Source organism: Providencia sp. PROV024 (assembly GCF_032709665.1).
Taxonomy (GTDB): domain Bacteria; phylum Pseudomonadota; class Gammaproteobacteria; order Enterobacterales; family Enterobacteriaceae; genus Providencia; species Providencia huashanensis.
This window is the reverse complement of the sequence record NZ_CP120545.1, coordinates 4,177,926-4,199,870: the sequence shown is the minus strand read 5'-3', so window position 1 is coordinate 4,199,870 and position 21,945 is coordinate 4,177,926. Positions and strand designations below refer to the sequence as shown.

General features: G+C 43.8%; 18 protein-coding genes and 2 tRNA genes. 16 read left to right on the top strand and 4 right to left on the bottom strand.

What is annotated here, in order from left to right:
- Positions 1-113: 113 nt before the first annotated feature.
- The 16 genes from rlmE (at position 114) to P3L56_RS19285 (ending at position 18,426) form a co-directional block, all read left to right on the top strand.
- The gene (rlmE, locus tag P3L56_RS19360; RefSeq protein WP_004905912.1) at positions 114-743 is read left to right on the top strand and encodes a 23S rRNA (uridine(2552)-2'-O)-methyltransferase RlmE; all 630 of its coding nucleotides are present in this window, start codon (positions 114-116) and stop codon (positions 741-743) included.
- A gap of 57 nt (positions 744-800) precedes the next feature.
- Positions 801-2,786, top strand: a complete 1,986-nt coding sequence (gene ftsH, locus P3L56_RS19355) for an ATP-dependent zinc metalloprotease FtsH (protein WP_042845747.1) — start codon at positions 801-803, stop codon at positions 2,784-2,786.
- 68 nt (positions 2,787-2,854) lie between these two features.
- Complete coding sequence (folP, locus tag P3L56_RS19350) at positions 2,855-3,691, top strand: dihydropteroate synthase (protein ID WP_071548692.1); 837 nt, start codon at positions 2,855-2,857, stop codon at positions 3,689-3,691.
- Positions 3,692-3,695: 4 nt separating this feature from the next.
- Positions 3,696-5,033 carry a phosphoglucosamine mutase gene (glmM, locus tag P3L56_RS19345; protein WP_048605844.1) on the top strand — a complete coding sequence of 446 codons (1,338 nt, stop codon included), beginning with the start codon at positions 3,696-3,698 and terminating at the stop codon, positions 5,031-5,033.
- 218 nt (positions 5,034-5,251) lie between these two features.
- Positions 5,252-5,596 (top strand): preprotein translocase subunit SecG, encoded by a 345-nt coding sequence (secG, locus tag P3L56_RS19340; protein ID WP_042845742.1) that lies wholly within the window; start codon positions 5,252-5,254, stop codon positions 5,594-5,596.
- 116 nt (positions 5,597-5,712) lie between these two features.
- Positions 5,713-5,802: transfer RNA gene (locus P3L56_RS19335), tRNA-Leu, on the top strand.
- A gap of 58 nt (positions 5,803-5,860) precedes the next feature.
- Positions 5,861-5,937, top strand: a tRNA-Met gene (locus tag P3L56_RS19330).
- A 251-nt stretch (positions 5,938-6,188) separates the two neighbouring features.
- The gene (rimP, locus tag P3L56_RS19325) at positions 6,189-6,641 is read left to right on the top strand and encodes a ribosome maturation factor RimP (protein ID WP_042845961.1); all 453 of its coding nucleotides are present in this window, start codon (positions 6,189-6,191) and stop codon (positions 6,639-6,641) included.
- Between the two features lie 23 nt (positions 6,642-6,664).
- Entirely contained in the window at positions 6,665-8,173 is a 1,509-nt protein-coding gene (gene nusA / locus P3L56_RS19320; protein ID WP_210831502.1) for a transcription termination factor NusA, read from the top strand.
- 23 nt (positions 8,174-8,196) lie between these two features.
- A complete protein-coding gene (infB, locus tag P3L56_RS19315) occupies positions 8,197-10,935 on the top strand; it encodes a translation initiation factor IF-2 (protein ID WP_042845740.1) in 2,739 nt (912 codons plus the stop codon).
- Between the two features lie 111 nt (positions 10,936-11,046).
- Positions 11,047-11,457, top strand: coding sequence for a 30S ribosome-binding factor RbfA (gene rbfA / locus P3L56_RS19310; protein ID WP_042845738.1), 411 nt, complete (start codon positions 11,047-11,049; stop codon positions 11,455-11,457).
- On the top strand, positions 11,457-12,410 hold the full coding sequence (truB, locus tag P3L56_RS19305; RefSeq protein ID WP_042845737.1) for a tRNA pseudouridine(55) synthase TruB: 954 nt from the start codon (positions 11,457-11,459) through the stop codon (positions 12,408-12,410). Before rbfA ends, truB begins: the two co-directional genes overlap by 1 nt.
- 112 nt (positions 12,411-12,522) lie before the next feature.
- Positions 12,523-12,792 (top strand): 30S ribosomal protein S15, encoded by a 270-nt coding sequence (gene rpsO / locus P3L56_RS19300; protein ID WP_004905890.1) that lies wholly within the window; start codon positions 12,523-12,525, stop codon positions 12,790-12,792.
- A 399-nt stretch (positions 12,793-13,191) separates the two neighbouring features.
- The gene (pnp, locus tag P3L56_RS19295) at positions 13,192-15,315 is read left to right on the top strand and encodes a polyribonucleotide nucleotidyltransferase (protein WP_048605846.1); all 2,124 of its coding nucleotides are present in this window, start codon (positions 13,192-13,194) and stop codon (positions 15,313-15,315) included.
- A 97-nt stretch (positions 15,316-15,412) separates the two neighbouring features.
- Entirely contained in the window at positions 15,413-16,330 is a 918-nt protein-coding gene (nlpI, locus tag P3L56_RS19290) for a lipoprotein NlpI (RefSeq protein ID WP_225833090.1), read from the top strand.
- 170 nt (positions 16,331-16,500) lie between these two features.
- Entirely contained in the window at positions 16,501-18,426 is a 1,926-nt protein-coding gene (locus tag P3L56_RS19285) for a DEAD/DEAH family ATP-dependent RNA helicase (protein ID WP_166685221.1), read from the top strand.
- A gap of 209 nt (positions 18,427-18,635) precedes the next feature.
- Here the strand turns inward: P3L56_RS19285 and P3L56_RS19280 are convergent, their stop codons facing one another.
- From P3L56_RS19280 to P3L56_RS19265, 4 genes are all read right to left on the bottom strand, one after another.
- On the bottom strand, positions 18,636-18,767 hold the full coding sequence (locus P3L56_RS19280) for a hypothetical protein (protein WP_269820007.1): 132 nt from the start codon (positions 18,765-18,767) through the stop codon (positions 18,636-18,638).
- A 97-nt stretch (positions 18,768-18,864) separates the two neighbouring features.
- Entirely contained in the window at positions 18,865-19,128 is a 264-nt protein-coding gene (locus tag P3L56_RS19275) for a hypothetical protein (RefSeq protein WP_166685241.1), read from the bottom strand.
- 159 nt (positions 19,129-19,287) lie between these two features.
- Complete coding sequence (gene btsR, locus P3L56_RS19270; RefSeq protein WP_042845734.1) at positions 19,288-20,004, bottom strand: two-component system response regulator BtsR; 717 nt, start codon at positions 20,002-20,004, stop codon at positions 19,288-19,290.
- Between the two features lie 18 nt (positions 20,005-20,022).
- Positions 20,023-21,708 carry a sensor histidine kinase gene (locus P3L56_RS19265; RefSeq protein ID WP_048605862.1) on the bottom strand — a complete coding sequence of 562 codons (1,686 nt, stop codon included), beginning with the start codon at positions 21,706-21,708 and terminating at the stop codon, positions 20,023-20,025.
- Between the last annotated feature and the right edge of the window lie 237 nt (positions 21,709-21,945).

The following is a 21,945-nucleotide window of genomic DNA, read 5'->3' as shown; positions in this document are numbered from 1 at the left end:
TGAAAATGGCTTATTCTACCGCCATCTGATATCTATCACCATCAATTATATCTGTTCGATGGTAAAGAAGCAGCAACATAGGTGTAGATCTTTTAGTATAGTTGGAAGACACAATGGCCAATAAAAAACGTTCGGCAAGCTCAAGTCGCTGGTTGCAAGAACATTTTAGTGATAAATATGTTCAGCAAGCACAAAAAAAAGGGCTACGCTCACGTGCATGGTTTAAACTGGAGGAAATCCAGCAAGGTGATAAAATATTTAAACCAGGTATGACCGTTGTTGATTTAGGAGCAGCCCCTGGTGGTTGGTCACAATATGTTGTCAGCCAAATAGGTCATAATGGGCGTGTTATTGCTTGTGACTTATTACCGATGGACCCAATCGTTGGCGTTGATTTCCTTCAAGGGGATTTTCGTGACGAGGCAGTGCTCGCCGCTTTGCTAGAACGAGTAGGCGACAAAAAAGTACAGGTGGTCATGTCAGACATGGCCCCAAATATGAGTGGGACACCTGCGGTCGATATTCCTCGCTCTATGTATCTGGTTGAATTAGCATTGGATATGTGCCGTGCTGTATTGGCGCCTGGGGGGAGTTTCATTGTTAAAGTGTTTCAGGGAGAAGGCTTTGACGATTACCTTAGGGATATCCGCTCCCTGTTTACGAAAGTAAAAGTTCGTAAACCTGAATCTTCGCGGGCACGGTCACGTGAAGTATACATTGTAGCGACAGGGCTAAAACTATAGTACCCTGAGCGTTATTTGTTAACACAGTTGTAATATGAGGTTAATCCCTTGAGTGACATGGCGAAAAACCTGATTCTCTGGTTAGTCATCGCAGTTGTTCTGATGTCCTTGTTCCAGAGTTTTGGCCCAAGCGATTCGAATAGTCGCAGAGTTGATTATTCTACGTTTATCAATGAGTTAGCCCAGGATCAGGTACGTGAAGTTCGTATCACAGGTCGTGAACTGAACGTCAGAAAGGCTGATAATAGCCGCTATACAACTTATCTTCCTATGCAGGATGAGAAGCTGTTAGACACCATGCTGAATAAGCATGTGACTGTCGTTGGTGAACCACCAGAAGAACCTAGCTTACTGACATCTATTTTCATTTCCTGGTTCCCAATGCTTCTGTTGATTGGTGTCTGGATTTTCTTTATGCGCCAGATGCAAGGTGGCGGCGGCAAGGGGGCAATGTCATTCGGCAAAAGTAAAGCCCGCATGTTGACGGAAGATCAGATAAAAACAACATTTGCAGACGTTGCAGGGTGTGATGAAGCGAAAGAAGAAGTCGGTGAAATCGTAGAGTTTTTACGTGAACCTGCTCGCTTCCAGAAACTTGGCGGTAAAATTCCTAAAGGCGTCCTGATGGTAGGGCCTCCTGGTACAGGTAAAACATTACTTGCAAAGGCTATTGCGGGTGAAGCAAAAGTCCCATTCTTTACTATTTCCGGTTCAGACTTCGTGGAAATGTTTGTGGGGGTTGGTGCTTCTCGTGTTCGTGATATGTTCGAACAAGCGAAAAAAGCTGCGCCTTGTATCATCTTTATTGATGAAATCGATGCTGTCGGTCGCCAACGTGGTGCAGGTTTAGGTGGTGGTCACGATGAACGTGAACAAACCCTGAACCAGATGCTAGTTGAAATGGATGGTTTCGAAGGTAACGAAGGTATTATTGTTATTGCCGCAACTAACCGTGCAGACGTACTTGACCCAGCGTTATTACGTCCAGGTCGTTTTGACCGTCAGGTTGTTGTTGGCTTGCCAGATGTTCGTGGCCGTGAGCAAATTCTGAGAGTGCATATGCGTCGTGTTCCTATCGACCCAAGTGTTGATACTTTCATCCTTGCTCGTGCAACCCCTGGTTTTTCTGGAGCAGAATTAGCCAACCTAGTGAACGAGGCGGCATTGTTCGCAGCTCGCGCAAATATGCGTGTCGTTTCTATGGTCGAATTTGAAAAAGCTCGTGATAAAATTTGGATGGGTGCTGAGCGTCGTTCTCTGATGATGACTGAAGAACAAAAAGAATCAACGGCTTACCATGAAGGTGGCCATATGATTATCGGTCATTTAATGCCAGAGCATGACCCTGTTCACAAAGTCACAATCGTTCCACGTGGTCAAGCGCTGGGTGTGGCATTCTTCTTACCAGAAGGTGATGAAGTTAGCCGTAGCCGCTTAAAACTGGAAGGGATGATTGCGACAGCATATGCGGGTCGTATCGCAGAAGAACTGATTTACGGGCGAGATAAAGTCACCACGGGTGCCTCTTCTGATATTCAGTTTGCAACGAATACAGCGCGTAACATGGTGACTCAGTGGGGCTTCTCAGACCGTTTAGGTCCAATGCAATACTCAAAAGAAGAAGGCCCTGCATTTTTAGGTCGTTCTGCGGGTAATGGTTCAGGTATTTCTGATGAAACAGCACGTATTGTTGATGAAGAAATTAAGAAAATCTTAGACCACTGCTACCAATTGGCTTATAAAACACTGGAAGACAATATTGATATTCTGCATGCAACGAAAGACGCATTGTTGAAATACGAAACTATCGATATGCCAATGATTGATGATTTAATGAATCGTCGTCCAGTACGTGAACCAGCAGGTTGGGATGAGGACAAAAAAGTCAGTAACGTGACTGGAACATTTGGCAAAGGTGCGTCAAATGGCGATAAAGTTGCTGATAAACCTCAAACTGAAGAACCAAAAAATAATGCTGAAGAGCCAAGCAACAATACTGATGAATCAAACCCATCAGACAATAACGATAACAAGCCACAATAAGTTATCGGAAAAGTAAGGTAATCGAGAGCCCCAGTTCGCTGGGGTTTTTTTCGTTAAGGAAAATAACAATGCAAATCAAAGCGAGAGGCAGTGTCCTTGATTTATCCACACCGCAAGTGATGGGGATTCTGAATGTTACTCCTGATTCGTTCTCAGATGGTGGCACTCATAATCGTTATCATGATGCATTAGAGCATGTAGCTAGGATGGTGCAAGAAGGGGCAACCATTATCGATATTGGTGGTGAGTCAACTCGTCCTGGGGCAGCTGAAGTTTCTGTTAGCGAAGAACTCGATAGGGTGATCCCTGTAGTAGAGGCTATTGCCCAACGTTTTGATGTGTGGATTTCTGTTGACACTTCGAAAGCGCAAGTGATGTCTGAAGCGGCAAAGGCAGGGATGCATATGATTAATGATATTCGCTCACTTCATGAGCCGGAAGCATTAGATGTTGCTGCTCAAACTGGGTTACCTGTGTGTATTATGCACATGCAAGGCCAGCCACGAACAATGCAAGCCGCCCCAAATTATGAGAATGTTGTGCGCGAAGTTAAAGACTATCTAGAGGCCGAAATTGCACGTTGTGTGAATGCTGGAATCGATAGGCAGCAAATTATCCTTGATCCAGGCTTTGGGTTTGGTAAAAACTTGTCGCATAATTATCAATTATTGGCAAACTTAGAACAATTTCATAATTTCGGACTACCGCTATTGGCTGGTATGTCACGTAAATCTATGATTGGGCAATTATTGAATGTTCCACCTCAAGAGCGTCTCGCAGGCAGCCTTACTTGCGCAGTTATTGCTGCAATGCAAGGAGCGCACATCATTCGAGTTCATGATGTCAAAGAAACAGTGCAAGCGATGCAAGTGGTACAGATGACTCTGTCAGAAAAGGAAAAGTAAGCGTATGAGTGAGCGTAAATATTTTGGTACCGATGGTATCCGTGGCAAAGTGGGTGATAGCCCAATTACTCCTGACTTCGTTTTAAAATTAGGTTGGGCAGCAGGGAAAGTCCTTGCTCGTCATGGCTCACGTAAAATTATTATCGGTAAGGATACGCGTATTTCTGGTTATATGCTGGAGTCTTCTCTAGAAGCTGGGCTAGCGGCCGCTGGGCTATCAGCATCTTTTACAGGGCCAATGCCGACGCCAGCGGTGGCTTATTTAACACGTACTTTCCGCGCTGAAGCGGGGATCGTTATTTCCGCTTCCCATAACCCTTATTATGATAATGGCATCAAATTCTTTTCAATTGATGGGACTAAGTTACCTGATGAAGTCGAAGAAGCCATTGAAGCTGAAATGGAAAAACCGATCACTTGTGTCGAATCAGCAGAATTGGGTCGCGCTAATCGGATTGTAGACGCTGCTGGGCGTTATATTGAGTTCTGTAAAGGGACGTTCCCAAATGAGCAAAGCTTATCCAGCCTAAAAATCGTTATTGACTGTGCTAATGGTGCGACTTATCACATTGCCCCCAATGTATTTCGTGAGTTAGGTGCGGAAGTCATTACTATTGGTTGTGACCCGAATGGGATCAACATCAATGAAGAATGCGGCGCTACTGATGTTCGACAACTACAGCAAAAAGTATTAGAAGAAAAAGCAGACGTCGGCCTAGCGTTTGATGGTGATGGTGACCGTATTATCATGGTTGACCATATGGGCGAAAAAGTGGATGGCGACCAAATCTTATTTATTGTCGCTAGAGAAGCTCTACGCCAAGGTCAATTAAAAGGCGGGGTAATCGGTACATTAATGAGCAATATGGGCTTAGAAATAGCCCTGAAACAGTTAGGCATTCCATTTGAACGAGCTAAAGTGGGTGACCGCTATGTGCTCGAAAAATTACAGGAAAAAGGCTGGCGCATGGGCGCGGAAAACTCAGGCCATGTAATTTTACTGGATAAAACCACCACGGGTGACGGTATTGTTGCTGGCCTACAAGTTTTGAGCGCTATGGTACGTAACCATATGAGTTTGCATGACTTATGTAGTGGTATGAAATTATTACCTCAAGTGCTGGTTAATGTTCGGTTCAAAGGCACACACGACCCTCTACAAAATGAGGGGGTTATTGCTGCTAATGAAGAAGTTGAAAAGCAACTGGCAGGTAAAGGCCGCGTGTTACTCAGAAAATCGGGTACAGAGCCGTTAATTCGTGTCATGGTTGAAGGCGAAAATGAAGCGGATGTAACTGCAATGGCGAATCGTATTGCGGATGCAGTTAAAGCCGCAGGTTGATTGTAATAAATAAAGCTGAGCAATATTTCGAAAATTTGTTGTTTTTTTCCGCAAATAATCGATAGAGTTTAAAATAGACTTGCTTGTCGGCTCAGCTTTGGGTAGTATTCGCACCTGCTCAATCCTGTAAGAGTGTCCTTTTGCGGGGAATTGGGCGGGTGTGCAGTGATAAAGGTCATAGCATTAGGCTATGCACCGTAACTGAATAGGTAACTCAAATGTACATAGCTCTTTTAATTATTTTCCTGCTAGCAGCTATCGGACTTATTGCTCTGATTATGTTACAGCAAGGTAAAGGTGCTGACATGGGTGCATCATTCGGTGCGGGTGCTTCTGCAACACTGTTTGGCTCATCGGGTTCAGGTAACTTCATGACTCGTATGACTGGAATCTTGGCTGCTGTGTTTTTCATCATCAGTTTAATACTTGGCAATATGACTGCAAATAAGTATGGAACTGGTAGTGGTAGTAAGTGGGAAAACATTAGTGAACCTGCGAAAGTCGAGCAACCAACAGACGTGCCGGCAGCACCAGCTACACCAACGAGCGATATTCCTCGTTAAGTGTTAAAGATTCCGAATGAAGGCAGTTATTGTCATCATTAAGTAGTAAGCTCAGAAATGAGCAAGAAGTTAAAAATTTGAGGTTATTGATTTTAAATTGATAACCTCGCCTCAGTGCCGAGGTGGTGAAATTGGTATACACGCTACCTTGAGGTGGTAGTGCCTACAAAACGGGCGTACGGGTTCAAGTCCCGTCCTCGGCACCATTATTTTGATAGCTTGTAGTTTACGAGTTATCAGTGTAGAATATGTCACGTTTTCGAACGCGGGATGGAGCAGCTTGGTAGCTCGTCGGGCTCATAACCCGAAGGTCGTCGGTTCAAATCCGGCTCCCGCAACCATTTCTTATTCAACATACCTTGTCAGTATCGTAGTCAGAGTTGTTGTCAGATGTAGCAATCAAGTGTAGTTATCTAATAGCTCCCAAAATTTCTCATCGATTTCTCTAGACTTTGCAGGTATAATAAGAATATGGTGAACCCGTGCACTACAGGGTCCAGTTGCATAAAGCCCCGAATTTCGGGGTTTTTTGTTATTTGACAATCGAATTAACTGGGCTTTTATAGCCCTTTTTTTATGTCTGGGGGTGGGCTTGTCCACATTAGAACAGCAATTAACAGAGATGATTTCAGCACCTGTGGAGGCGCTAGGCTTTGAATTTGTTGGCTTAGAGTTTGTCCGTGGTCGCACATCGACACTGCGTGTCTTCATTGATAGTGAAGAAGGCATCACTGTTGACGATTGTGCTGATGTCAGCCATCAGGTTAGTGCAGTATTGGATGTCGAAGATCCAATTTCTGTTATTTATAACCTTGAAATATCGTCACCTGGGCTTGAGCGCCCATTATTCACAGTCGCTCATTACGAGCGTTTTGTTGGTGAAGAGGTGGCGTTAACTTTGCGTATAGCAATGCAGAACCGCCGTAAATGGCAAGGAATTATCAAAGCCGTAGACGGTGAAATGATTACGGTTACTGTAGATGGTAAGGATGAGGTGTTCGCCCTCGGCAACATCCAGAAAGCTAACTTGGTACCCCACTTTTAATAAAGTTCAATGAGGCAACTAGGATGAATAAAGAAATTCTGGCTGTTGTAGAAGCGGTTTCTAACGAAAAATCCCTCCCTCGTGAAAAAATCTTCGAGGCTCTGGAAACGGCATTAGCGACGGCAACCAAAAAGAAATATGAGCAAGAAATCGATGTTCGTGTTGAGATTGACCGTAAATCCGGTGATTTTGATACGTTCCGTCGTTGGTTAATTGTCGATGAAGTGACAATGCCAACTCGCGAAATCACATTAGAAGCAGCGCAATACGAAGACCCTTCACTGCAACTAGGTGAGTATGTTGAAGACCAGATCGAATCTGTTGTGTTTGACCGCATTACAACACAAACTGCAAAACAAGTTATTGTTCAGAAAGTTCGTGAAGCTGAACGTGCTATGGTTGTTGACCAATTCCGTGAGCAACAAGGCGAAATTATCACTGCTCAAGTGAAGAAAGTTAACCGTGAAAACATCACGTTAGACTTAGGTAATAACGCTGAAGCGGTTATTCTGCGTGAAGATATGTTGCCACGTGAAAACTTCCGCCCAGGTGACCGCATACGCGGAGTCCTGTATGATGTCCGTCCTGAAGCTCGCGGCGCACAACTTTTTGTTACGCGTTCTCGCCCGGAAATGTTGGTTGAATTATTCCGCATTGAAGTGCCTGAAATTGGCGAAGAAATTATTGAAATTAAAGCCGCTGCGCGTGATCCAGGTTCTCGTGCAAAAATCGCTGTAAAAACTAACGATAAACGTATCGACCCAGTTGGTGCTTGTGTTGGTATGCGTGGTGCGCGAGTTCAAGCCGTTTCTAGTGAGTTAGGCGGCGAGAGAATCGATATTGTGTTATGGGATGATAACCCAGCTCAGTTCGTTATTAATGCAATGGCTCCGGCTGATGTTGCATCTATCGTCGTCGATGAAGACAAATGCACGATGGATGTTGCCGTAGAAAGCAGTAACTTGGCACAAGCAATAGGGCGTAACGGTCAAAACGTTCGTCTAGCTGCTCAGTTGCTGAAAAAACACCGTGGTGATGACAAATGGGAACTGAATGTCATGACCGCAGAAGAGCTAAATGCAAAACATCAGGCAGAAGCACATGCTTCTATTGATACATTCACCAAGCATCTTGATATTGATGAAGAGTTCGCCACTGCACTTGTTGAAGAAGGCTTCTCTACGTTAGAAGAACTGGCTTACGTGCCTATTAATGAACTTCTGGAAATTGACGGTCTTGATGAAGATACCGTTGAAGTTCTACGTGAAAGAGCGAAAGCTGCCCTCACCACAATTGAGTTGGCTCAAAAAGAGAGCCTAGGTGATAATCAGCCAGCAGAAGATTTGTTGAATCTTGACGGTATGGATCGTACTCTTGCCTATAACTTGGCTACTCGTGGAATCTGTACACTGGAAGATCTTGCTGAGCAGGGCATCGACGACCTGATTGATATTGAAGGTCTGGATGATGAGAAAGCAGGTACGCTCATCATGGCCGCACGTAATATTTGCTGGTTCGGTAACGATGCGTAAACACTGTAGCAGGAAGGAACGGCATGACAGAAACTGTAAAAACATTGGCAACGGAAATTCAAATCACAGTTGATCGCCTGGTACAGCAATTTGCTGAAGCAGGGATCAAAAAAAGTGAGAATGACTCTGTTAGCCAGTCAGAAAAAGAAGCTTTACTGAACCACCTAAACCGCGAACAAGGCGGGGCGGCGGGTCAGCCAAGTAAGTTAACACTACAACGTAAAACTCGTAGTACGTTGAGTGTTCCGGTCACCGGTGGCAAAAGCAAATCGGTAAATGTTGAAGTCCGCAAAAAACGCACTTATGTGAACCGTGACGCTGAAGAAGCGAAAGCGGAAGAGCAGGCACAGCGTGAAGCGGAAGAGCAGGCACAGCGCGAAGCTGAAGAACTGGCACAACGTGAAGCACAAGCTAAGCGATTAGCAGAAGAAGCTGCAAAACGCGAAGCAGAAGCAAACGCAAAACGTGATGCCGAAGATAAAGCAAAACGTGAAGCAGCAGATAAAGCTACGCGCGAAGCAGCGGAAAGAGAAAAAGTGAAACCAAGCGAAAATCATCAAAAAGCAGGCAAATCGTCTGAAACTAATGCCGACAAACAACGCCGTGAAGCTGAAGCTGCAGAGCTAAAACGCAAAGCTGAAGAAGAAACTCAACGTAAAGTTGAAGCAGAAGCGCGTCGTGTTGCTGAAGAAGCCCGTAAAATGGCTGAAGAAAATGGCGAAAAATGGACGGCTGAAACTAAAACTGAAGAAGACAGCGATTATCATACAACCACTTCTACGCACGCTCGTGCCGCTGAAGATGAAAATGATGCGAAAGAAGAAGGCCGTCGTTCTCGTAACCGTACCGCTAAAGCACCTCGCCAGAAAAAAGGTAACAAGCTTTCAGAGAAAGCTGATCGCGAAGAAGAGCGTGCAGCAGGTCGTTCAGGTCGTACTAAAGGTAAACAACGTAAAGGCAGTTCCTTACAGCAAAGCTTTACTAAGCCAGCTGCTGCGGTAAACCGCGATGTTATCATTGGTGAAACGATCACTGTAGGCGAACTTGCTAATAAAATGGCGGTTAAAGGCTCTCAAGTCATCAAAACAATGATGAAGATGGGCGCTATGGCGACTATCAACCAAGTGATTGACCAAGAAACTGCACAGCTTGTTGCAGAAGAAATGGGTCACAAAGTTATTCTGCGTCGTGAAAATGAGCTAGAAGAAGCGGTAATGAATGACCGTGATACAGGCTCTGCATTACAAGAACCACGCGCACCAGTTGTTACTATTATGGGTCACGTTGACCATGGTAAAACGTCTTTACTTGACTACATTCGTTCAACGAAAGTGGCATCAGGTGAAGCCGGTGGTATTACTCAGCATATCGGTGCGTACCACGTACAGACCGATAAAGGTATGATTACCTTCTTAGATACCCCAGGTCACGCCGCGTTTACCTCTATGCGTGCTCGTGGAGCACAAGCAACGGATATCGTTATCCTTGTTGTTGCTGCCGATGATGGTGTTATGCCACAAACAATTGAAGCTATTCAGCATGCGAAAGCAGCGGGTGTACCAATTGTGGTTGCAGTCAACAAAATCGATAAGCCAGAAGCTGATCCAGACCGCGTCAGAAATGAGTTATCTCAATACGGTGTTATTTCCGAAGATTGGGGTGGTGATACTCAGTTCATTAGCGTATCAGCTAAGAAAGGTACAGGTATTGATGACCTACTGGATGCTATCTTACTGCAAGCTGAGGTTTTAGAACTGAAAGCAGTTTATGCAGGAATGGCAAGCGGTGTTGTTGTTGAATCTTACTTAGACAAAGGTCGTGGCCCAGTGGCAACTATCTTAGTTCAAGAAGGTACACTGAACAAAGGCGATATCGTCTTATGTGGGTTTGAATATGGCCGTATTCGTGCAATGCGTAACGAATTAGGTAAAGAAGTTCAATCTGCAGGCCCTTCTATGCCAGTTGAAATTTTGGGGCTATCAAGCGTCCCATCTGCTGGTGATGAAGCGACAGTAGTTCGTGATGAGAAAAAAGCCCGTGAAGTTGCTCTATATCGTCAAGGTAAATTCCGCGATGTTAAATTAGCGCGCCAGCAGAAATCTAAACTGGAAAATATGTTTGCGAACATGGAAGAAGGTAAAGTTTCTGAACTGAATATCGTGCTGAAAACTGACGTTCAAGGTACTTGTGAAGCGATCACTGACTCTCTGATGAAACTGTCAACTGATGAAGTTAAAATTAAAATCATCGGTTCTGGCGTTGGTGGTATCACTGAGACAGATGCAACATTGGCAGCGGCATCAAATGCTATCATTCTTGGCTTTAACGTCCGTGCAGATGCATCTGCGCGTCGTGTCATTGAAAGTGAAAGCGTTGATTTACGTTACTATTCCGTTATCTATAGCTTGATTGATGAAATCAAACAAGCAATGAGCGGTATGTTGGCACCTGAATACAAACAACAAATCATTGGTCTTGCAGAAGTCCGCGATGTATTTAAATCACCGAAATTTGGTGCTGTTGCAGGTTGTATGGTTACAGAAGGTACCATCAAGCGTAATAACCCAATTCGTGTACTGCGTGACAACGTGGTTATCTACGAAGGTGAGTTAGAGTCTCTGCGTCGCTTTAAAGATGATGTTGCTGAAGTTCGTAACGGCATGGAATGTGGTATCGGTGTTAAGAACTACAACGATGTTCGTGTCGGCGATATGATTGAAGTCTTCGAAGTTATTGAAGTTAAGCGTTCGATCGACGGTTAATTTTATAGATACCCGTAATATCACTTTGTTATAAAGCGAATCGGGTAAATATCTTCATACTTTATTTTCCATTGGGGGGCTTAGCCCCCCAATTTGTCAGGAGATAGAACAATGGCAAGAGAATTCAGTCGTTCTCAGCGCGTTGCACAAGAAATGCAAAAAGAAATTGCAATCATTTTGCAACGTGAAGTGAAGGATCCTCGCATTGGTATGGCAACGGTTTCTGGTGTTGAACTGTCTAGGGACTTGGCATACGGTAAAGTATTCGTTACGTTTTTAAATATCTCTCATGAAGAACATGAGTCTGATATGGTAAAAGAAGGCATTAAAGCGCTGAATGAAGCTTCAGGTTTTATTCGTTCTTTATTAGGTAAAGCCATGCGCTTACGTGTTATTCCTGAACTGACATTCTCTTATGATAGTTCTTTGGTTGATGGTATGCGTATGTCTAACCTCGTTTCGAATGTCATTCGCGATGATGAAAAACGTCGTGCTGATGCAGATGATAAAGAGGAAAAATAATGGGGCGTCGTCGTAGCGGCCGTGATATCGACGGTGTAGTGCTGCTGGATAAACCTACGGATATTTCTTCTAATGATGCGCTGCAAAAAGTGCGGCGCTTTTTTAATGCTAATAAAGCTGGGCATACAGGGGCGCTTGATCCGTTAGCAACAGGTATGTTGCCCGTTTGCCTTGGTGAAGCAACGAAGTTTTCCCAATTTTTACTCGATTCAGATAAGCGTTATCGTGTAGTAGCTCGTTTAGGTCAACGTACTGATACATCGGATTCTCATGGCGAAATCATCAGCGAGCGTAACGTTGAGTTTACGCCGCAACAGTTAGATGACGCCTTAGCGTTTTTCCGAGGCGATACACTGCAAGTACCTTCGATGTATTCCGCATTAAAACACCAAGGTCGTCCATTGTATGAATATGCACGTAAAGGGATTACGGTTGAGCGTGAAGCTCGTCCAATTACTGTGTATGAACTACAGTTTATTCGTTTAGAAAATAATGAGTTAGAACTGGAAATTCATTGCTCGAAAGGGACTTATATTCGTACTATTGTTGATGATTTAGGCGAAATGTTAGGCTGTGGCGCTCATGTGATTTATCTACGGCGTATTCAAGTCGCTAATTACCCATATGAGCGCATGGTAACATTAGAGCAATTAGCCGCTTTGCGGGCACAAGTAGATGCAGGAGAAGGTTCTTTTGAATCATTACTGGATAGCTTGTTATTGCCAATGGATACCGCGGTTGTTCATTTCCCAGCTATCAATATTACTGAAGAAACAGCGGCTTACTTTAAACAGGGTCAACCTGTTAGGGCGAATGTTGAAGGTCTCATTGAAGGGGACATGGTCCGAGTGACTTGCGGTGAAGAGCAGCGTTTTATCGGTATTGCTCTGATTAGCGAAGATGGCCGTGTGGCACCAAAGCGTTTGGTTGTGGAAAATGAACAATCCGCATAGTGGCGCTTATTGCTTTGCTGTTATAAGCAGCGTAGAATAGCGGCGCTTAATCTTGAGATGCTAAATTAGAGATTGGCTCTCATCACTTACATTAATCATTTTGGAGTTTATTATGTCTCTAAGTAATGAAGCGAAAGCTAAAATCGTTGCTGAGTTCGGCCGCGGTGAAAATGACACTGGTTCAAGCGAAGTACAAATCGCTCTGCTGACTGCACAAATCAACCATCTGCAAAGCCACTTTGCAGAGCACAAAAAAGATCACCACAGCCGTCGTGGTCTGTTGCGTATGGTTGCACAACGCCGTCGCTTACAAGCTTACTTGAAAGGTAAAGATATCGCACGCTACACTGCTCTGATTGAGCGTTTAGGTCTGCGCCGCTAATCTTACTCTAGATAATTCCAGTTGCGGCTAGGCGACCAATGAGTGAGTGGCTAGGAATGTACATCAGTATGTGACTAGTACGAGTGAGTGTAGTCAACAACGTTGCAACTTGAAGTATGACGAGTAGAGTCAGTTTCAGAGAAAAGGGGCCACAGGCCCCTTTTCTTCTAAAAGTTATTTTGAAAGTTGAAGTAATACTCGAATTGTTCTTAACTTAAATGTTAAGCTATGGTTTGTAATTAGTTGTTTTAATAATGCCTCTTCGCTACATCCGATTCGCGCGGCTAATGAGAACATTGATGACTTGAATATCAATCTTCTCATTAGTCGCGAGGCTGTAGGAAGAATAAGCCAATGCTATCCGAGATGCTCAGATAGCCTTACAAAAAGGGTAATATTGTGTTAAATCCTATTGTTCGTAAATTCCAATATGGTCAACATACCGTTACGATTGAAACGGGAATGATGGCGCGTCAAGCGACAGCCGCTGTTATGGTTAACATGGATGACACTGCGGTATTTGTTACTGCGGTTGCTCAGAAGAAAGTTAAAGAAGGTCAAGATTTCTTCCCTTTAACTGTTAACTATCAAGAACGTACATACGCAGCAGGCCGTATCCCAGGGAGTTTCTTCCGTCGTGAAGGTCGTCCTGGTGAAGGCGAAACGTTAATCGCACGCTTAATTGACCGTCCACTGCGCCCTCTGTTCCCAGAAGGTTTTTTAAACGAAATTCAAATCATTGCTACAGTTGTGTCTGTTAACCCACAAGTTAACCCTGACATCGTTGCGATGATCGGTGCATCTGCAGCTCTTGCGCTGTCTGGCACGCCATTTAATGGCCCAATCGGTGCTGCTCGTGTTGGTTTTATCAATGACCAATATGTTCTTAACCCAACAGCTGATGAGCTGAAAAACAGCCGTTTAGATTTAGTGGTTGCAGGTACCAATAACGCGGTCTTAATGGTTGAATCTGAAGCTGACTTGTTAAGCGAAGAACAAATGTTAGGTGCGGTCGTATTTGGCCACGACCAACAACAAATTGTTATTCAAAACATCAATGAGTTGGTCAAAGAAGCAGGTAAAGAAAAATGGGATTGGCAGCCAGAGCCAGTTAACCAAGCATTAAATGACCGCATTGCGGCATTAGCAGAAAGCCGTATGGGTGATGCTTACCGCATTACTGAGAAACAAGAACGTTACGCGCAAGTTGATTTAATCAAAGATGAAGTCATTGCTACATTAGTTGCTGAAGATGAAAACGTTGATGTTTCTGAAGTTGCTGATATTTTAGGTAACTTAGAAAAACAAGTTGTACGTAGCCGTGTTATCCGTGGTGAACCTCGTATTGACGGTCGTGAAAAAGACATGGTTCGTGCACTTGATGTGCGTACCGGTGTTCTGCCACGTACTCATGGGTCTGCATTGTTCACACGTGGTGAAACTCAGGCACTGGTAACTGCAACTTTAGGTACAGAGCGTGATGCACAGGTTATCGACCAGTTAATGGGCGAATACACTGACCGTTTCTTATTCCATTATAACTTCCCTCCATACTCTGTTGGTGAAACTGGTATGGTAGGTTCACCGAAACGTCGTGAAATTGGTCATGGTCGTTTAGCGAAACGTGGTGTGTTAGCTGTAATGCCAGATCACGCAGATTTCCCATATACTGTCCGTGTTGTATCTGAAATTACTGAATCTAACGGTTCATCATCTATGGCTTCTGTCTGTGGCGCTTCACTCGCATTAATGGATGCAGGTGTGCCAATTAAAGCTGCTGTTGCTGGTATTGCAATGGGGCTGGTGAAAGAAGGTGACGATTTTGTTGTCCTATCTGACATTTTAGGTGATGAAGACCACTTAGGTGATATGGACTTTAAAGTTGCCGGTAGCCGTGATGGTATCAGTGCACTGCAAATGGATATCAAAATCGAAGGGATTACCAGCGAAATTATGCAGGTTGCTCTGAACCAAGCGAAAGGCGCACGTTTGCACATCTTGGGGACGATGGAACAAGCTATTAATGGTCCTCGCGAAGAAATTTCTGAATTTGCACCACGTATCTATACGATTCGTATCAATCCAGACAAAATTAAAGATGTCATCGGTAAAGGTGGTTCTGTCATCCGTGCATTAACGGAAGAAACAGGCACTACGATTGAAATCGAAGATGATGGTACAGTGAAAATTGCTGCAACTGATGGTATCAAGGCGAAAGAAGCCATTCGCCGTATTGAAGATATTACTGCTGAAGTTGAAGTTGGTCGTATTTACCCAGGTAAAGTGACTCGTATCGTTGACTTTGGTGCATTCGTTGCTATTGGTGGCGGTAAAGAAGGTCTAGTACACATTTCTCAAATCGCAGATAAGCGTGTTGAGAAAGTGACTGATTATCTGCAAATGGGTCAAGAAGTCCCAGTTAAGGTATTAGAAATCGACCGTCAAGGCCGTATCCGCCTTAGCATGAAAGAAGCGGTAGCAACTGAGGAACCAAGTTCGCAACCTCAGGACTCAGCAGAATAAGTTGACCTAGCTGCGCTCTATTTGTTTAGAGCGCTATCAGCCTAAATTTGCTGAAACCATAATTTGTTGTAAATGCGTGGTAATGTAAGGGCGGAGTATGTTGAACAGTATCTGTCTTCGGGTAAGAGATTATCGCACGTTACCGCGTGTGCTCTTGGCGCTTATCTTTTTTGTTATTATTGGATGTAGCAGCAAAGATTGGCGAAAGAACGAGGTTTTTGCCGTTCCACTTCAACCTTCATTGCAACAAGAAGTGATATTGGCTCGTATGGAACAAATCCTTGCGAGCCGGTCTTTAACCGATGACGAATACGCACAGCTTTTATATGAGCGCGGTGTGTTGTATGATAGTCTAGGTTTAAGGGCGCTGGCGCGTAATGATTTTTCAACTGCGTTAGCCATACGTCCTGATATTCCTGAAGTTTTTAATTTTTTAGGGATATATTTTACGCAGGCAGGGAACTATGATGCTGCCTATGAAGCGTTTGATTCTGTTTTAGAGCTTGATCCAACTTACAATTTCGCGCGGATGAATCGTGGCATCGCTTTATATTACGGTGAACGGTACAAACTAGCGCAGGATGATCTGCTGGCGTATTATCAGATAGATCCAAATGATCCTTTTCGTGTTTTATGGCTTTATCTTGTAGAAAAAGACATAGACCCGCGTACGGCACAAGATAATCTTGCTGCTCGTTACAACCAAGCGGAGAAAGGGCAATGGGGCTGGAATATCGTAGAATTCTATCTTGGCAATATCAATGAAACAACATTGATGGAGCGTTTGAAAGAAACGTCTACGGATAACACTTCGCTCGCTGAGCATCTCAGTGAAACTAACTTCTATTTAGGTAAGCATTACCTAAGTCTGGGGGATAAGAATAGCGCAGTTGCGTTATTCAAACTGACGGTAGCTAACAACGCTCACAGCTTTGTTGAACACCGCTATGCATTGTTGGAATTGGCGCTGTTAGGCCAAGAACAAGACGACCTTTTAGAATCGGGCCAGCAATAGCTGACGAACATTTCATGATTAATTTTTAAGTCATCATCCCTCGGGGTGACGGCCTATTTGTTCGTTTAATAAACACAATTTGAGCCAGTTCACATTTTAAATGAAAATGACCGAAATGATTTTCGCATGGTTATGTAAACTGGCTGCCATTATGTATGAGGCACCTTTACATGACTACTGAGACCGATATTTCTTTTGCTGATTTAGGTTTATCAGCATCTATTTTGACAGCACTGAACGACCTGGGATACGAAAAACCATCACCAATCCAGCAACAATGTATTCCATTGTTAATGGATGGTAACGATGTATTAGGTATGGCACAAACCGGTAGTGGTAAAACCGCTGCATTTAGTTTGCCATTACTGCAAAACATTGACCCAGATTTAAAAGCTCCGCAAATTTTAGTTCTGGCACCAACTCGTGAGTTGGCTGTTCAGGTAGCTGAAGCGATGAGCGATTTCTCTAAACATATGAGCCGCGTTAACGTCGTTGCTCTATACGGTGGCCAACGTTATGACGTGCAATTGCGCGCGTTACGCCAAGGTCCACAAATCGTTGTGGGTACACCTGGCCGTCTTCTTGACCATCTGAAGCGTGGTACTTTAGATCTTTCTAAATTAAAAGGCTTAGTCTTAGACGAAGCTGATGAAATGCTACGAATGGGCTTTATTGAAGATGTTGAAAACATCATGAGCCAAATTCCAGCAGAGCACCAAACCGCATTGTTCTCTGCGACAATGCCTGAGCCAATTCGCCGTATTACGCGTCGCTTTATGAAAGAACCTAAAGAGATTCGTATTCAGGCAAGCATTACCACACGTCCTGACATTGCTCAAAGCTACTGGACTGTTTACGGTATGCGTAAAAATGAAGCGTTGGTTCGTTTCTTAGAAGCAGAAGATTTTGATGCGGCGATTATTTTCGTCCGTACTAAAAATGCAACATTAGAAGTCGCAGAAGCATTAGAGCGTAACGGCTATAACAGCGCAGCGCTGAATGGTGACATGAACCAAGCTCTGCGTGAGCAGACATTAGAGCGCCTGAAAGATGGTCGTTTAGATATCTTGATTGCGACTGACGTGGCAGCTCGTGGTTTAGACGTTGAGCGTATTAGCTTAGTCGTTAACTATGATATCCCTATGGATGCTGAGTCTTATGTTCACCGTATTGGTCGTACTGGCCGTGCAGGTCGTGCGGGCCGTGCCTTACTGTTCGTTGAGAACCGTGAGCGTCGCCTGTTACGTAACGTTGAACGTACGATGAAACTGACTATTCCTGAAGTTGAACTGCCAAATGCAGATTTGTTAAGTCAACGTCGTCAGGAAAAATTTGCTGAAAAAATCCAGCAACAATTAGAAAGCAGCGATTTAGACCAATATCGTTCACTGTTAGCGAAAATGTCTCCATCAGAAGATGTTGATATGGAAACTCTAGCAGCAGCGTTACTGAAAATGGCTCAAGGCGAACGCGCCCTGATCCTACCACCAGATGCACCTCGTCGTCCGCGTCGTGAATTCAACGACCGTGATGATCGCCGTGGTGACCGTCGTGACCGCAATAGCAATGGTAATGGTTTTGACCGTGCAGAGCGTGGGGAGCGTGGGGGTCGTCGTGAGCGCCGTGATGTTGGCGATATGGAAATGTATCGTATCGAAGTTGGTCGCGATGACGGTGTGGAAGTTCGTCATATTGTTGGTGCGATTGCTAACGAAGCGGACATCAGTAGCCGTTATATTGGTAATATCAAACTGTTTGGTACTCACTCAACCATTGAGTTACCAAAAGGTATGCCAAGCGAAGTGTTAACTCACTTAAGCCGTGCACGTGTATTAAATAAACCAATGCAAATGCAACTGATTGGTGATGCACAACCGTTTGAGCGTCGTGGCGGTGGTGAGCGTCGTGGTGGTCCTCGTCGTGAAGGTGGTAGCGAGGGAGGTTTCGGTGCAGGTCGTCGCAATGACCGTGGTGGTGAGCGTCGTAGCAACGGTGGTGGTGAACGCCGTGGCGGTGGTAACCGTGGCAATGCAGCACCTCGCCAAGATGGTACTAATGCGGCACCTCGTCGTCGTAGCAGCAGCCATAACGCGTAATAGCTAGGTTTTGGGGAGTTTAATCCCAATAAAACGAAACCCGTACTTTGAAGTGCGGGTTTTTTTATTAGTCATTTTTATTTAAGTATATAGTGGCGATAAAGCGTTTTTTCTAAATCTTGTGCTGTGCTAATAAAAAGTAGGATAACGACGTTATTTGTTTGCTTATCAAATTCATATAAACAGCGATATTGGCTAGTTATATCGATTCACTCTCGAATAAGTAGACCATTATTGGCTAACATTTGATTTGGGCGATAAGGTTTAAGATCTTCTGATATTGCTTTTACGGATGATAGAAGTAGCTCATCAACAAACGCTGCAGCTTGAATACTACTCATAAAATTGTTTTTTAAACGATTCTACATCCTGTAGTGACCATAATGCAGTTTCTGCGAGGGTGACCGTATATGGTTGTTCCATCACAATTTCCTTTCATTATTTTCTTGCTGCACGTAATTTTTCTAGCGCTTCTTCTGGTGATAAGGTTCTTTTATTTTTAACATCATCTTTTGCTGCCATCACCAATTTTAGCAGTGCATTTGCTTGGCGCTCTCTTTCTTTTAGCTCTATTTCACGTTCCACACTAGTTTGAATAAAAAGCTCAGACTGCCCATTTTTTGTTACAAAAACGCTCCCCTTAAAGAGCTCAGGGTTACCAAGGCCTTCACGTGCTGCTTTTTGCGACATTGTATTAGATATATTTTGTTCCTATAAATGGTGAACACACAACACGGAATACAGAATAACGTATTGTGTGTTTTTTAAACTTATGTTTCTGTTTATAGAAAAATTGTTTTGATGTACAAATTTATTATTAATTTATACACCAAGTGCATGTGTGAGAAGTCGAAGAGCCATTTAGACCAAACCCAATGCCTCTTTTAGTGGTTTGAGGTAACGGCGGCTAACGGGGATGCGTTCGCCAGAGCTAAGCACTAACTCGGCTTGCCCACTATCGCCAAATAAAATTTCATTTAATTGGGTCATATTGACTAAGTATTGGCGATGGCAGCGCACTAGCGGTGTACGAGTTTCTAAGGTGCGTAATGTGAGTTCAGTAAAGCCTTCTTGCCCTTGTGTACTCATGACGTAGACGCCACTCAAACGAGAAGTTGCATACAATACTTCATCGAGTTTCATCAAATAAATACGGCTATGACCAGTACACGGAATAAATTTAAGTGGTTCATTATTACCCAGTAGCTCAAGGTTTTGTTTTTGTTTACCTTGACGGAGCCGGCTTAATGTTTTCTCCAATCTTTCTGGTTCAAGGGGTTTTAATAAATAATCAAAAGCATGTTCTTCAAAAGCCTGAATAGCAAATTCATTAAAAGCGGTTAGAAAGACAATATAGGGGCGGTCTTCAGGATCTAACATGCGCACCATTTCAAGGCCAGTTAGGCGCGGCATTTGGATATCGAGAAAGACCACATCAGGCTTTTTTTTATGGATTATCCCAATAGCTTCTATCGCATTGGCACATTCGCCAATGATTTCAATATCATCGTGTTCTTCGAGGAGGCAACGGACGTTTTCCCGCGCAAGTGGTTCATCATCAACAATTAATACATTCATAGGGTTACATTATCATTATTATGGTGCCGCCAAATACGGTAGGCGGATTTTCATTCGTGTGAATTTTTCTGGCTCATGCTCTACGCTAATGCCGTATTGTTCGCCATATTTTAAACGCAAACGTTTATCGACCAAGCCCATCCCTAAGCCATCACTTTGCTTCGCAGATTGGTAGAGCCCTGCGTTGTCTTCAATTTCAATATAGACGTGTTCGCTACCGATATAACTACGTATTGTAATATATCCCGTCTCTAATAACTGTGAGGTACCGTGTTTAATTGCGTTTTCAACAAGAGGTTGTAAGGTAAATGCAGGGAGTTCAACATGTTTAACTTCCTCTGGAATGTCGATGTAAATCTGTAAGTTTTCTTGAAAACGAGCTTTTTCTATTTGTAAGTAAGCATTGATATGTTCAATTTCTTCTCCCAAAGTGGCATTTTGTTCCGGACGTTTTAAGTTATTACGGAAAAAGGTCGAAATATATTGCACTAATTGCCCCGCTTGTTGGCTGTCTTTGCGGATCACGGCCTGCAACGTGTTGAGTACATTAAATAAAAAATGAGGGTTTACTTGGGCATGGAGCAATTTTACTTCTGATTGTAGCAGCGATTGTTTATTGCGTTCGTATTGCCCTGCCAAAATTTGAGCTGAAAACAAGCTGGCAATCCCTTCACCTAATGTACGGTTGATTGAGCTAAATAGGCTATTTTTGGCTTCATAGAGTTTTATGGTCCCAATCACTCGGTCATTTTCGCCTCGTAGGGGAATGACGAGTGCCGAGCCAAGTTTACAAGTTGGGCTGAGGGAACATTTATACGGTGTTTCATTCCCATCGGCATAGACAACCTCATTATTATCAATGGCTTGTCTTGATTGTGTCGATGAGATTGGTGTTCCAGGTCGGTGGTGGTCTGCCCCAATACCAATAAAGGCGAGTATTTTTTCGCGATCGGTAATGGCAACAGCTCCAATTTCCAGTTCTTGGTAAATAATTTTGGCAACTTTCATGCTGTTATCCGCATTAAAGCCTTTACGTAGAATACCTTCGGTCGTTAAGGCAATTTTAAGGGCCTGTGCGGAAAAAGCGGTGGTGTATTTTTCAACAATTGCGCGTCGGTCAAGTAAAATACGAATAAACATGGCTGCACCAATGGTGTTAGCGACTAACATCGGTGCGACAATACTTCTCACCAGCTCAAGGGCTTCATCGAAAGGGCGCGCAAGTAATAGAATAATCAGCATTTGTAGGACTTCAGCTACAAAAGTCGCACAACTGGCAGTAACTGGGTTAAAAATTTTATTAATTTCGCCACGTTTCATATAGTAACGATGGACTAAGCCACCAATGAGCCCCTCGACAATGGTCGAAACCATGCAAGCAAATGCACTCATCCCTCCTAATGAATAACGGTGTATTCCGCCAGTAAAACCAACGGCAAACCCAACAGCAGGGCCGCCAAGTAGCCCACCTAATACCGCACCAATTGCCCGAGTATTGGCAATGGAATCATTGATATGTAAGCCAAAATATGTCCCGATAATACAAAATACGGAAAAAATCAGGTAGCACATCACCTTGTGGGGTAAGCGGATAGTGACTTTCAATAAGGGAATGACGAGTGGGGTGCGGCTGAGCGCCCATGCGATAACAAGGTAGACGCACATTTGCTGGAGTAGGAGTAATATTAAATCAAATTCGTACATGCTCGTCATATTTCACATTGTGGGGGTGTTGACTTTGTCATCTCACCCTAGTCACATACTTTTGTATGCTCCTAGGGTCTCGTTTCCTCGTCGCCTACCCACAATGCGAACTATTTAGAGCATGGCTCGTCATGTGCACGTTATGGGAGGTTGACTACGTTCAGCTCTTTGGGTCATATACTGATGTATGCTCCCCAAGATGTCTTCTCTTGTCGCCTACCCACAATGTGAACTATT